This is a genomic window from Thalassotalea sp. PLHSN55 (assembly GCF_052030545.1).
Classification (GTDB): domain Bacteria; phylum Pseudomonadota; class Gammaproteobacteria; order Enterobacterales; family Alteromonadaceae; genus CANMXU01.
On sequence record NZ_JBPDIH010000005.1, the window covers coordinates 1 to 12,958 of the forward strand.

A 12,958-nucleotide genomic window follows, 5' to 3' on the forward strand; every position below is an offset into this window, starting at 1 on the left:
AACAAACTAATTATGGCTCTGTCTTTTTAAGTTAACCCACGAATGGAGGCTAGCCTCGTGGGGAGTCATTATGTCTATATTCAAAGGAGAGTGTCGTTGAAATTTCCAATTTTAATTTCTTTTTGTGCAATTTTATCTGGTTGTACTATTACCGATTATCAAAATAATTTGAGTAAAACGACAAACTGTATAAGTGATTTCTCTCAGGTCAGTTATAAAACTCTTAATGTGGACTCTAAGCTTGAAGACGAGATAGGGAATAAAAACAGCCAATGTATTAATAATCCCGATGGTAAAATGTATATTAGTGGCTACAAAACCAAAAGTCCTAAGAAGTTTATTTCTATCGTTGTTCACCCTAATTTAGGCCCAAGTAAATCTACTTTCTTTTTGCCTCAATTATTAGCTTTAGATGAAAATAATAATCCTTCGATCGTCAAAGAAGCATTTGTCATCAAAGGTAGCCAAATCATGCATGGTTCTATGTATGAGTATTTTTACGACGTTTCACGCGAAAAAACGGATGAGTTTGTTGTAACAACAGACATCGGTTTAATGGGGAAACTTTTTGACTATGAGCATTTAAACAGTAATGATAATCGTACAATACATTATTCAAAAATGCCTTATGCTGCGGGTAGCAAAATCAAAGTCAAACTACTGTCTAAATTGCCATTTTGAATATAACAAGAGCTTCAAACGTAAAAATTACAGTTTGCTCGCGCTTCGCCTATTTTAATCTAATTGTATTTTTCTGCTTAGTGTAGAGTTATAAGTAATCTTAAATTAAGAGGGCCAATCGACGATGAAATGTTCAGTTTATATAGCAACAAGTGCAGATGGATATATAGCAACGTTAGATGGTAGCGTTGATTGGCTGCATACCGCAGGAAATTCAGAAGCTGATATGAGTAACAATCCCGATATGGGGTTCAATCATTTTATCGCTACGGTCGATTGTATGATTATGGGGCGTAAATGCATGGATGCAATTTCTGGTTTTAATTTAACGCCTGAACAATGGCCATATGGAGATACTAAGGTTTACGTGTTAAGCAATTCAATCAATGAACCACCTGAAAATTTACGTGGTAAAGTTGAAATGTATTCAGGTGAGATCTCAACATTAATAAGTCACCTTGAAACTAAAGGATATAAACATGCATACATTGACGGTGGAACAACAATTACCGCTTTCATTAATCTGCAGCTCATTAATGAAATGACAATTACCAAAGCGCCAATCATTTTAGGTAAAGGTATACCACTTTTTGGTGAAATAAATAGCAGTGTGAAGCTAATAAATTCAGAGGCTATTGCATTTCCAAATGACTTTGTTCAAATTAAGTATGGCTTAAATTACTTATAAAAAGGCATTTAAAAAGACAAAAACAGTTGGCTTTTGCTCCTTCGTCGCTGATTTTAGGTGACTTTTATTTACCTCTTAGTGAGGCTTAAATACATAATTGGCTGCACCAGAAATATTCTGGCAGATTTATCGATTACCACTTTTTAATAAGTATTAAAAAGTGTAACTTAGGAGGTATGATGAAAGAATATAAACGTACAACATATATTTCATTCGGCATAGTTATTGGTTCGATCATAGGTCTATTTGTGGATATGTATCAAATAGAGCTTTATGGCGCTGTCGGCCTAGGCATTGTTTATACTCCAATAATAGGTCTGTGCTTAAGCGTTGTTCTTAGTAGCTTGCTAATAAAAAAATCTAACACTGAGTAAACTGCATACAACAAGCCACTCAAGCAAGACAATAAGACAGTTGATTTTGCTCCTGAGTCGCTAATTTTAACCTACTATTTTGTGTATCTTTTGGGGCGTGAGGTGAATATTCAAATTCGGAGTATTATTGATGAAAGGAATCATATCTATTTTTCTTATTTTTAGTTGTTTATCGTGCTCCACGGTAAAAACGATAAACCCACCTTTTAATGAAGTAGAAATATCATATAAAGGTAAAAAAAGTTACTGTAAAGAAATACCAAGAATTTATAGCGGCATATTTTACAATAGCTGCCTTTTTTATGGAGAGCCTAGTCAAACTAATAACATAGATTATTTAAATGGCTTTCCCATCATATTTATAGATTCTATTTTTTCCGTTGCCGCAGATACAGTTGTCTTACCATACACTGTATTTACACAACATAAAAAAGGGAACATTCAAGCGAGATAATTCACCTAACAGTGCTTTCAAAAGAACAAATAACAGTTGGGTGTTAGGTGACATACAAGGATTTAATATGAATTTGAATGAACGTGTTGTTAACTTTTATCGCACGGGTATTGGATTGGCGACCTCAACGATTTGTTTAGCGTTTTTAGCTCTAATAGGCTTTTTACTTATCAATATAACCGCATCATTTTCAGCTCAGGTTGCAGGGTTCATTATTGTTTGCCTGCTTCTGGCTGGTTGGTTTGGAAAAATTAGTTATAAACTCTTGTTTCAAGCATCACAGAAGCACACGTATCTATTTTCTCCAACATCAATCATCGTAATATTTTCACTTGTTGGTTTGGGTGCTTTATCTAATATTGTATTTAGATTCTCAATTGGCGATTTTGAAAAAGGCGTCCTAAGTGTTTTTATTTTAATAATGCTGCTCCCACTTGCCCACTTTTGTTGGAAACATGCAAAAAGCAATAGCAGCGTAAATACTGCCTAGCGAGCATTTAAAACGAACATTATAAAAGTCTTCTAATCGATTTAACGCATTACGTTTAATTTAAAAAGGACCTTTTATGTATATTTTAGAAATTCTTGCTACGTTACTTTTTATTGTACTAATCGTGTTGGGTTACAAAAAGAACAATAGCAATATTATGCTTGTAGCTTCGTCCTGTTTTTTAGTCAGTGTATTCGGCTCCGACTTTATCGTTAGCTTCATTGAGGGGTATAACGAGCAAGGCACATAACAACAAGGCATTGCACAAAATTAAAATAGTTGCTTACCGCATAGCTCTTTAAACTAATAATTTAAGGGTAAGAGTAATCTTCAAACGTGGAAATGGGTTCCTGCTGAAGAAGCTGATAAGCCCCTTCCTGAAAAAAGAACACTAAGATTAGATTTTTGTATGGGCGGTGATTCTATTGAGCAGGCAGAAAATACTTGTAAACAGCAAACAAAATTTGCATGTAAAAATGCATAAAATTAATTAAGGCAAGCTATTAAAAAGTTGTCTTAACTAATTCGTCTTAACTAATCAATTTCTTCAATCGAAACACCAATTAAAAAACAACCGGGCGCTTCTTCGGTAACTCGCATCACTTTTCCGCGAGCATCTAATGCTTGAACTGATGCATTAGCAGAGCCAACATTTACATGAACATGCGTACCAAGATCAAGCGGATGACTCATTTCAATAGCAAGACCTGTCGCGCTTAAATCGCGGCACGTAGCAACAATAGAGCTGTTAGCTTCATCATCAATAATTGTGACGTTAACTTCACTGTTTAACATCATTCTGTAAAAATTTCGTTTATCGTCATAATTTAACATGACTAAATCACCACTTATAATTTTGAACTCCTATAAGCTTTATACTAATCCCAACCAAAGCTGTCAAACACTAATAACTATTGTAATAATAGTCGATAAAGCTAATTTTTTGTAAAAATTGAATTCGCCACCTATTGGTTATAGATTGTAAGCGCTGAATTCACTTATAAATTTTTAATTTGATTTAATACACGCTTCACTGACACGGGGTAAGGCGTTTTTAAATTTTGTGCATACAACGACACTTTCAGCTCTTCAAGCATCCAACGCATATCATCAATTTCTTTACTTAGGGGCTGGTCTTTTCTTTGCTTTGCCACTAGTTCGTCAAATGCGGTTACCGCTTTTGCCACTTCAATCATCTTAAGTCGATCTTGGTTCGGATCAATCGGTAGCTTTTCAATTCGGCGTAACATAGCGTTTAAATAGCGTGCAATATCATCAAGCTTGTTATGACCACTTTTGGTGACAAAGCCCTTAAATACTAGACTTTCAAGGTGATCTTTTATGTCTGCGTGTGATTGAATAACATTAAGCGACACTTTGCCTTTCATTTTTTTTCTAATGTCGTGGGCGAGACTCAACACTTTCTCAACTTTAATCGCGCCCGCGAGTACACATTCCGCTAACTCGGCTCTGACATAGTCTCGACATTGTTCAAACTGTTGTTGATCGCGAGGTAAACCATTTTGCTGCTCACCAAACACTATCACCAAATGTTGGCATGCTGCAATTATGCAGTCGTTTAATAAATCGTTAATTGAACCGAAAGGGTTAAAGTACAAACCAAGCTTGGCTTTGTTAGGTAGCTTTTCTTGTAAATATTTCACCGGCGATGGAATGTTTATCAAAATCAACCGCGCCACACCTTTTAACATTTCTTGTTCGGCCAATAATTGCTGTTCAAATAACTCAATTGCAACACTGCCCTTTTTATCAACCAATGCCGGATAGGCCTTAATAGTAATATTGGCGACTTTTTTCTCGTACCCTGTTGGAATACGAGTAAAGTCCCACGATGTTATGTCGCTGCGCTCAATGCCTTTATCAGCAACTTTTTTAATCGACGCTTTTACTTTGCCTTGCAACTGTGCTTTTAACTCATCAAGATCGCGACCTTGTTGTAGTAAAGCGCCCTTTTCATTAACGATTTGAAAGTTCATGGTTAAGTGCACAGGTAATTCAATATGCTGCCATGCATCTTCAGGTAACCGTACGCCAGTCATCCGTAATAATTGTTTTTCCACGGCTGCGGTAAGTGGCAAGTCACTTTGGCTAATATTGGCTAAACAAGCTTCAGCGTAATTTGGCGCAGGCACAAAATTACGACGTTGCGCTTTTGGCAAACCTTTAATTAACGCGATAACTAAGTCATAACGAAGCGCAGGTATCAGCCAATCAAAACCTTGATTCTGTATTTGATTTAATAAGCCAATTGGCACCACTAAGCTGACGCCGTCATCGATATCACCTGGTGAAAAATGATAAGTTAGCGGTAAGGTAAGATTGCCTTGCTGCCACGTGTCAGGGTAATCATTGCTATTTAATTCTTTTGAGTTTTCTTGAAGTAAAAATTCACGGGTAAAACTTAATAATTTTTCATCGTTAATGCGTGCTTTTTTCCACCAAGCTAAAAAACTACGCTGGCAAATAACCTGTTCAGGTATTTTATCAAGATAAAACTCAACTAAATGCTGTTCGTCAATCAAAAAGTCTTTACGTCGTGCTTTTTGCTCGAGCGCTTCAATGCTCTTCACTAACGCCATATTTTCTTTTAAGAATGACTCTTTTATAAAGCTATCGCCGTTAACTAACGCTTCACGAATAAAAATTTCTCGGCAAGTATTTGGCTCAATTTTATTAAAGTTAACTTTGCGTTTACCAACAATAATCAAACCATAAAGCGAGACTTGCTCGAATGCCATTACCGCACCTTGCTTTTTCTCCCAATGCGGTTCGCTATAACTTCTTTTCACTAAATGCTCAGCTAATGGCTCAAGCCAAAGAGGGTCAATTTTGGCAACCATACGTGCAAACAGGCGACTCGTTTCAACTAATTCAGCTGCCATTAGCCATTTTGGGGATTTTTTTGCTAGTGCAGAGCCTGGAAAAATATAAAATTTGCTACCACGTGCGCCTTTATATTCCCTATTTTCATCGAGCTGACCTAAATGGCTTAATAAGCCAGAAAGTATCGCCTGATGCACCAAATTAAGCTGTTGCTCGTTATCGGTTTCAATCGACGACATTGGAATTTTTAGATCTTTTAATGCATGTTTTAACTGGCTGAAAATGTCTTGCCATTCTCGAACTCGAATATAAGAAATATACTCTTTTTGGCAAAGTTTTCGAAATTGGTTTTGGCTCAGCTCTGCCTGTTTATCACTTAGGTAGTTCCACATATTTAGCAAGCTAATAAAGTCAGACTCTTTATCTTTAAAGCGGCTGTGTTTTTCATCAGATGCTTGTTGCTTTTCATGTGGACGCTCGCGCGGATCTTGAATACTGAGCGCACTAACAATAATAAATATTTGTTCAATACAACCAAGTTCTATTGCAGACAAGATCATTTTAGCCAAACGCGGATCTATCGGAAAGCGTGCTAATAAGCGCCCTACTTTGGTTAATTTTGCCTGATGGCTTTTACCTGAAATCGCCGCTAACTCTTCTAATAAACGAATACCGTCATTAATGTTTCTATTATCAGGTGGCTGCACAAATGGAAAATCCGCAATGCCGCCTAAATCAAGCGCTAGCATTTGTAAAATAACCGTTGCTAAATTCGTGCGCAGAATTTCAGGATCGGTAAATTCAGGTCGAGACAAAAAGTCTTCTTCAGAATATAAACGAATACAAACACCTGACGATACACGGCCACAACGACCGGCTCGTTGATTTGCACTCGCTTGTGATATCGCTTCAATAGGCAAACGCTGCACTTTAGTGCGGTAACTGTAACGTGAAATGCGCGCGGTACCTGGGTCGATGACATATTTAATGCCCGGTACCGTTAAACTCGTTTCGGCAACATTGGTCGCCAGCACGATATTTCGACCGCTATGTGGTTGGAAAATGCGATTTTGCTCTTGCACCGTTAACCGAGAATACAAGGGTAGAATATGAGTATGACGTAAATTGGCTTGCTCAAGTGCCGCGGCAGTATCACGAATTTCGCGCTCGCCATTTAAAAAGATAAGAATATCGCCTTGGCCAATTGATGATATTTCATCAACGGCATTTAGAATTCCCGAAATTACGTCAACACCTTCGCCTTGTTCATCTAACGGACGATAAAGCATGTCAACAGGATAAGTACGTCCAGACACTTCGATAATTGGCGCATCATTAAAGTGTTTTGAAAAACGCTGCGGATCTATGGTTGCCGACGTAATAATTACTTTTAGATCGGGGCGTTTAGGTAAAATCTGTTTGAGGTAACCTAAAATAAAATCGATGTTTAAACTGCGCTCATGAGCTTCATCGATAATCAAGGTATCGTATTGTCTTAACAAGCGATCCGTTTGCATTTCAGCCAGTAAAATACCGTCGGTCATTAATTTAATATGGCTTTGCGGGCTGACTAAATCGTTAAAACGCACTTTATAACCGACCGAAGAACCCAGCTTGGTTTCTAGCTCATCAGCAATACGATTTGCGACAGTTCGCGCTGCAATTCGTCTTGGTTGGGTATGACCAATAACGCCTTCAATACCACGACCTAACTGCAAACAAATTTTCGGAATTTGCGTCGTTTTACCTGAGCCCGTTTCGCCGGCAATAATCACAACTTGGTTATGCTCAATCGCTTCAGAGATAACATCAACACTTTGTGAAACAGGTAAGCTTTCAGGGTAAGTAATATTAGGTAAGCTGGCTAACTTGAGCTTTTTGTTAGCAATAGACTCTTCAATTGCTCGACTGATAGTTGCTAACGCTTTGACCTGTTTACTTTCATCTTTAATTTTTTTAACGCCTTGTAATCTTTTTCTTAGGCGCGCTTTATCGGCTAGCTTTACTTGGTTTAGCAAGGAAAAAAGAGATTGCGCATTAACAGATGGCTGGCTTTTTTCAGATAATTGATTCGAAGATGGTTTAACAGAAGACAAGACAAACTCAGGCATTAATATAAAAAGCGCATAGTAGCAGTATTTGAAACAAATTTCAGCGCCATGTATAAAAATATACCGTGTAGTTAATTAACGGCTACACGGTATATTTACGCTAATACACTAAGCTAAATCACTTTCGCTTTTTCTTTATTTTTTTTCAAAGAACTGCGCATGTGTTTATCTATTGCATGAAGTACATCGTTACGGCAAATAGTTCCTAACAAACTACCGTCATCGTCTACTACAGGATAAACCTTAGGTTTATTTTGTAGCATCGTTTGCCCCAGCTCTATAATACTGTCGTACGGTTTTACTGTTAATACGTCTTTGCGCATTAGGTCGCTGACATTAACACGTTGCTCGTTATAGTAAATTGACTCGATCATTTTATCTAGCACGTCACCTTCAGATAAAAAGCCAACCAAATTATAATTATTATCAATCACTGGACCACCGATTTGCTTCGTTTTCAAAAAACGTAGCGACGCTTCACCAATCATCATCTCTGGGGTGAATGTGACCGGATAATGGTTCATATATTCTTCTACTTTTAATGATTCCATAAGTTTTCCCTAAAAAATAACTTTTGCGCATACTCACTTTAACTGTAGCCTTATTTTTTAAATAATTCCTCAATTATCAACTTATTGGCAGAATATTTTCCAAAGCCAGTGATAAAGTAGCTAATTTGCTCAACAGCGCATGCTAATTATTCGCAATTTTTGCTTGATTATTCGCCCATTGCCATGCCTGCGTATTGTATAAAGGTACGGTTGAAAGTGAATGATGATGGCTACCACTTGACTCCTTCGTTGAGTAAGAAAGATAAATTAAGCTTTTGTTTTCTTTATCATAAATACGACGAACTTTAAGCGATTTAAACAAAATACTTTTTGATTTTTTAAAGACAATGTCACCATTCTTCGATAAATCAATATTCGCCATTTGTCGTTCAGTAATTGGGCCTGATTGACGACATGAAATTGACATATCTGACGGGTCTGAAAAGTCTAAATTCGCCTCGACATGACTAATATGACAAGTGACGCCGGTAACAATTGGATCTTGCTGAGCCTGCACAATAACATCTTTTGTCGTGAATAAGCCCAGACTTACCTTACCAACATCATCTGAACAGGCACTTATTAGCCCTAACGCAGTAACTATAGTGACGCAACGCGAAATACGATTCATGAACATCCTTTAATAAAGCAATTTGAATAAACTAAACAATGAGTCTACGTGAACTTTAGCAGTGCAGGAAAGTAATTTAGTCAATTTATTGTGCAATAACCTATGATGATAATTTACTCGACAACTAAAAAATCGCTGATACACTACAACTGGTCTTACCACAAAAACAATAAGGAATATTAAGATGCATTTTGAAACACTGTCACTCGAAATAACTGAAGATATCGCCTACGTCGCTCTTGCTCGTCCAGAGAAACATAATGCGATTAACGCGACAATGTTTATTGAAATAGTGCAAGTGATCAAACACCTTAAAAGCGTGAAAACACTTCGCGCAGTTATTGTTTCTGGACAAGGCGAAGGCTTTAGCAGTGGTTTAGACGTTAAATCGGTATTGCAATCACCTAAGTTAGCAGCAAAGTTTTTAGCAAAGTGGTTGCCGTGGCATTCAAATAAAGCTCAGCAACTTTGCACCGGTTGGCGCGAATTAAAAGTCCCAGTGATCATGGCATTACATGGCCGTTGTTGGGGCGGCGGATTACAAATTGCGTTAGGTGGCGATTTTCGTATTGCCACACCAAGTGCATCGCTGTCGATTATGGAAGGAAAATGGGGTCTCATCCCTGATATGGGCGGCACCTTGGCCATGCGTGAAGTGCTTAATCAAGATGTTGCTAAAGAAATGGCAATGACCGCGAAAGTTATTGATGGCACTGAAGCGCACCGAGTCGGTTTAGTCACCCATATAAGCGATGATCCTATGGCCTTCGCAAAATCTATGGCAAAAACAATCACTGAGCAATCGCCTGACGCTGTTGCCGCGGTAAAAAAACTGTATAACAAAAGTTGGTGGAGCAGTCCTGGATTAGCACTTGCCCGGGAGTCTTGGTATCAGATCAAAGTTATTTTAGGTAAAAATTATAAAATAAAGGCTTACAATCAAACCCATGATGAGTCTAAGCATAAGCCATTTAAGTTTTAAGTTTTAAGTTTTAAAAACGATAAACCAACCCTAACGTATAGCGACGACCAGCATTAGCAATATAGTTGGTCAGTTGCTCGTACTTCATAAAACGTTCAGTTTCAGAATCGGTTAAATTAACCGCAGCAAAGTTAATTTTAATGTGTTCATTAACGGTGTAATTCGCGGTTAAATCAAGTTGCCCTCTTGCTGCTTCAATTTCAGGTAATTGCTCTGCTCGGCCAAATCCTAAATCGACCGCGACTCGTCTAACAAATTCGTCGCGCCAGTTATAGGCAAGTCGCGTGCTAAAGGTACCGTCATCATAGTACATCATCATGTTGTAGCTGTGCTCAGACAATCGCTGCCTTGCTATAGGGTCGCCTTCTTGGTCAATAAGCTCACTTGCCTCGTCAGTAAAGGTATAGTTAAAGCCGACCCCGGTATGTTTTAACCAACTTGAAAGCTCGGTAAAGCCATGCACAATAGCAATTTCATAACCATCAATAACGGTACCGGGTAAATTTTGCGCTACGGTAACGAGATAAGTTTTATCACCAATATCAAACGGAATACGCTCTGGGCCGTCTTCAATTGTGCTGTCGATATCTTTACGATAATAAGCCAATGAAAACATGCTGCTTGCGCTGTAATACCATTCATACGAGACATCAATATTATTGGAGTGTTCTGGGTCTAAATAAGGGTTACCAGCGTTACCAAAGCCATCTATTCCTTCAATCGTGGTATCGTCAAAGCGAATATCAACACTGGGTGAAATCTCTCTAAGACCAGGCCTACCAAGTGTGCGTGAAAGCCCTAAACGAATCACCATTTCATTATTAAGCGATAAATTGGCGTTTAAACTAGGCAACCAATCATCGTAACTATTACTAAATGTTTGCAGCATTTGTGTATTGTTATCTAACGGCACAATACCAGTTGAATCAGTATCTGTTTCGACATAACGTAATCCCAAGTTACCAAAAAAGCCTAAGCCAAACAGTTCGGTAAAATAATCCGCTCGAAAATATGCAGCAAGAGTTTCTTCTTCGACCAAAAAGTTTTCGATTGCTTGCTCGTATATGCCTATGCCGGTTTCTTCATCAATCGTGCGAATATCTTGCAAGCCAAATGCTTGACTAAGCTCAGGAGCTGAGCAATTAGTCGTTGTCCAAGTACGCGGTAAATTACTATGATCATCCGATAACAAACTTGAATCACCTCCTTGTACTAAGCAGGCATTTAATAATTCCGACGACGCTTTAAGACTTTCATTAGTAATAAGATCTGGATTAACTCTGATTTGCTGTACATTAATCGATTTTCTTAACTCATCCCCATCGGTCCATAAACTCGACGGACCTGAGCGCTGGTTGCCATTTTGATAGGCGGCACGAGCAAAACTTCTATCTGAGGCTCGAACGCCGAACATTAATTGCGTAAAAACATCGCTATCGAGATCTAAGGTAAAGTCTAATCGCAACGAATCTGCTTTATTTTTGGTGTCTGCGGCTACTCGATTAAATTGAAAATACGACAAGCGTTCATAATTCGGATCTGTGGGGGAAATTTCAACTTCTTCACCTGGCTGGATCAGTTCAGCATCAAACGCAGGTGCTGCAAATGGCGCTTGATATAAGTAGACATTGGGAATGCGTCCGCTAGCCGAGTCAAAATCAACAAATTGCGCAAAATCACTCGCGGCTAATTGACCATTGCCATTGTAGTCAATGCCCATAATCAATGCGCCTTGCTCTCGTGTATAATCACTGCCCTCGGAGGTTGAAATTTCCAGCGCGACATTTAAAGTATCATTTATTTGCCAATCGCCACCAAAGGTGAATTGCTGAGATTCTCTATCAATAATTTTTAACGAAGGCGACGCTCCCATGCGTGTAGAGGCATTTCCTAAGCGACCAGCGGTCATGTAATAGACCTCTCCTGCGCTTAAGCCAATTTCATCATCTTCGCTAGCGCCCGGGATATCAGCAAGCTTTTGATAGAGATTATTGCCCGATAATAATGGCGCAACGCGCGGTGCATTAAAACTCACCGAATAACGCGAGCCAGAGGTTACTTCTTCAATATCGGTTAAGGTTACGTCCAAAAACAAATTCACGTCATTATTGGGTTGCCACTGCAGCGTAGTATTAAAAGAGTTTCGATCAGAGTCGCGGGTATTTTCAAAAAAACCAAAACTGCTGGGAATATAATATCGGTCATTCTCATTTGACAAATTATCACCGTTAACATCAACATTCGGGTCAAATTGCCACGCACCTGCGCCTCTTGATGGGTGAAATAAATTAGCGCCATTAGCATTATTAGCGCCGGTAACCGGTTGCCAGTCACCGCTGCGCCTCGTCCAAGTTGCAGGTGCCGCTTCAAAATCGCCACCACCGTATGCTTCTGTCACAGAGGTGACTGTTTTCATACCCAGGTTAACAATAACGCCAAAATCACCGTATTGGGTATCTCGCCAATTTCTTTTTAAAAATACGTTAATGTCGGGGTCAGTCTGCTCGGCAATTTCAACATATTTGGCTTTAGCCGTTACTGAGGCAAAGGCATCTTTTTTACCATCAAGTGGGCGACGGGTTTTTAAATTAACCGTGCCACCGATTGAGCCTTCAATAGTATCTGCTGTAGGCGCTTTGAGTATTTCTATCGCGGAAAAAAGCTCTGACGGTAAGTCTTGAAAATTAACACTTCTGTCGGCACTGCTGCCTGATACTGTTTGGCCATTTATTTCAACGTTATTATCGGATATACCGCGAATTTGTAAGGTACTGCCCTCTCCATCTGCGCTACGCGCCATTTGAATACCTGTGACTCGCTGTAGGGCTTCGGCAATATTTTCATCGGGCAATTGGCCAATATCTTCCGCTGAAATACTGTCTTTAATTTCGGTGGAAAAGCGCTTATCGTTCATCGAATCGCGCAGGCTTCCATAAACCCCTTTTATTTCAATGACCTCAATTTCTTCATCGACGGCTTCTCGCGTACTCGGCTTATCAGTAGTCTCTTGCGCAAATGATGATAACGAATAGCTGGTTGCAACAATGAGCAAGGCCTTAGATATGGCGTTAAGTTTGAAAAATGAAGACGGCTTCATCAGAGTTCTCCCTTGGAAAAATAATAGCTTGAGATAAAGAAAAGCGGATCTTTTT

9 protein-coding genes are annotated in these 12,958 nt (G+C 38.8%); 4 read left to right on the top strand and 5 right to left on the bottom strand.

All coding sequences use genetic code 11. From position 1 onward, the window contains the following. The first annotated feature begins 96 nt into the window (after positions 1-96). From ACRRSQ_RS11025 to ACRRSQ_RS11035, 3 genes are all read left to right on the top strand, one after another. The gene (locus ACRRSQ_RS11025; protein ID WP_440875798.1) at positions 97-681 is read left to right on the top strand and encodes a hypothetical protein; all 585 of its coding nucleotides are present in this window, start codon (positions 97-99) and stop codon (positions 679-681) included. Positions 682-805: 124 nt separating this feature from the next. Continuing rightward, positions 806-1,369: a dihydrofolate reductase family protein gene (locus ACRRSQ_RS11030; RefSeq protein ID WP_440875799.1), complete on the top strand. Its 564-nt coding sequence runs from the start codon at positions 806-808 to the stop codon at positions 1,367-1,369. An 895-nt stretch (positions 1,370-2,264) separates the two neighbouring features. After that, the gene (locus ACRRSQ_RS11035) at positions 2,265-2,687 is read left to right on the top strand and encodes a hypothetical protein (protein ID WP_440875800.1); all 423 of its coding nucleotides are present in this window, start codon (positions 2,265-2,267) and stop codon (positions 2,685-2,687) included. Between the two features lie 534 nt (positions 2,688-3,221). On the opposite strand, the gene ACRRSQ_RS11040 is transcribed toward ACRRSQ_RS11035, so the two are convergent. The 4 genes from ACRRSQ_RS11040 to ACRRSQ_RS11055 form a co-directional block, all read right to left on the bottom strand. Further along, positions 3,222-3,521: a PilZ domain-containing protein gene (locus ACRRSQ_RS11040; RefSeq protein WP_440875801.1), complete on the bottom strand. Its 300-nt coding sequence runs from the start codon at positions 3,519-3,521 to the stop codon at positions 3,222-3,224. A 164-nt stretch (positions 3,522-3,685) separates the two neighbouring features. Next, positions 3,686-7,627, bottom strand: coding sequence for an ATP-dependent RNA helicase HrpA (gene hrpA / locus ACRRSQ_RS11045; protein ID WP_440875802.1), 3,942 nt, complete (start codon positions 7,625-7,627; stop codon positions 3,686-3,688). Between the two features lie 128 nt (positions 7,628-7,755). Continuing rightward, positions 7,756-8,193 (bottom strand): CBS domain-containing protein, encoded by a 438-nt coding sequence (locus tag ACRRSQ_RS11050; RefSeq protein WP_440875803.1) that lies wholly within the window; start codon positions 8,191-8,193, stop codon positions 7,756-7,758. Between the two features lie 142 nt (positions 8,194-8,335). Next, on the bottom strand, positions 8,336-8,824 hold the full coding sequence (locus tag ACRRSQ_RS11055) for a CreA family protein (protein ID WP_440875804.1): 489 nt from the start codon (positions 8,822-8,824) through the stop codon (positions 8,336-8,338). Between the two features lie 184 nt (positions 8,825-9,008). Here ACRRSQ_RS11055 and ACRRSQ_RS11060 point away from each other — a divergent pair, with 184 nt between their 5' ends. Further along, complete coding sequence (locus tag ACRRSQ_RS11060) at positions 9,009-9,806, top strand: crotonase/enoyl-CoA hydratase family protein (RefSeq protein ID WP_440875805.1); 798 nt, start codon at positions 9,009-9,011, stop codon at positions 9,804-9,806. A gap of 10 nt (positions 9,807-9,816) precedes the next feature. Here ACRRSQ_RS11060 and ACRRSQ_RS11065 read toward each other — a convergent pair whose 3' ends face one another. Beyond that, positions 9,817-12,903 (bottom strand): TonB-dependent receptor, encoded by a 3,087-nt coding sequence (locus ACRRSQ_RS11065; RefSeq protein WP_440875806.1) that lies wholly within the window; start codon positions 12,901-12,903, stop codon positions 9,817-9,819. Positions 12,904-12,958 lie beyond the last annotated feature (55 nt).

Bases quoted from the DNA above. Each gene is read 5' to 3' on its own strand.
- ACRRSQ_RS11040 (WP_440875801.1), bottom strand. From the start codon at position 3,521: ATGTTAAATTATGACGATAAACGAAATTTTTACAGAATGATGTTAAAC.
- ACRRSQ_RS11065 (WP_440875806.1), bottom strand. From the start codon at position 12,903: ATGAAGCCGTCTTCATTTTTCAAACTTAACGCCATATCTAAGGCCTTG.
- ACRRSQ_RS11060 (WP_440875805.1), top strand. From the start codon at position 9,009: ATGCATTTTGAAACACTGTCACTCGAAATAACTGAAGATATCGCCTAC.
- ACRRSQ_RS11055 (WP_440875804.1), bottom strand. From the start codon at position 8,824: ATGAATCGTATTTCGCGTTGCGTCACTATAGTTACTGCGTTAGGGCTA.
- ACRRSQ_RS11035 (WP_440875800.1), top strand. From the start codon at position 2,265: ATGAATTTGAATGAACGTGTTGTTAACTTTTATCGCACGGGTATTGGA.
- ACRRSQ_RS11050 (WP_440875803.1), bottom strand. From the start codon at position 8,193: ATGGAATCATTAAAAGTAGAAGAATATATGAACCATTATCCGGTCACA.
- ACRRSQ_RS11030 (WP_440875799.1), top strand. From the start codon at position 806: ATGAAATGTTCAGTTTATATAGCAACAAGTGCAGATGGATATATAGCA.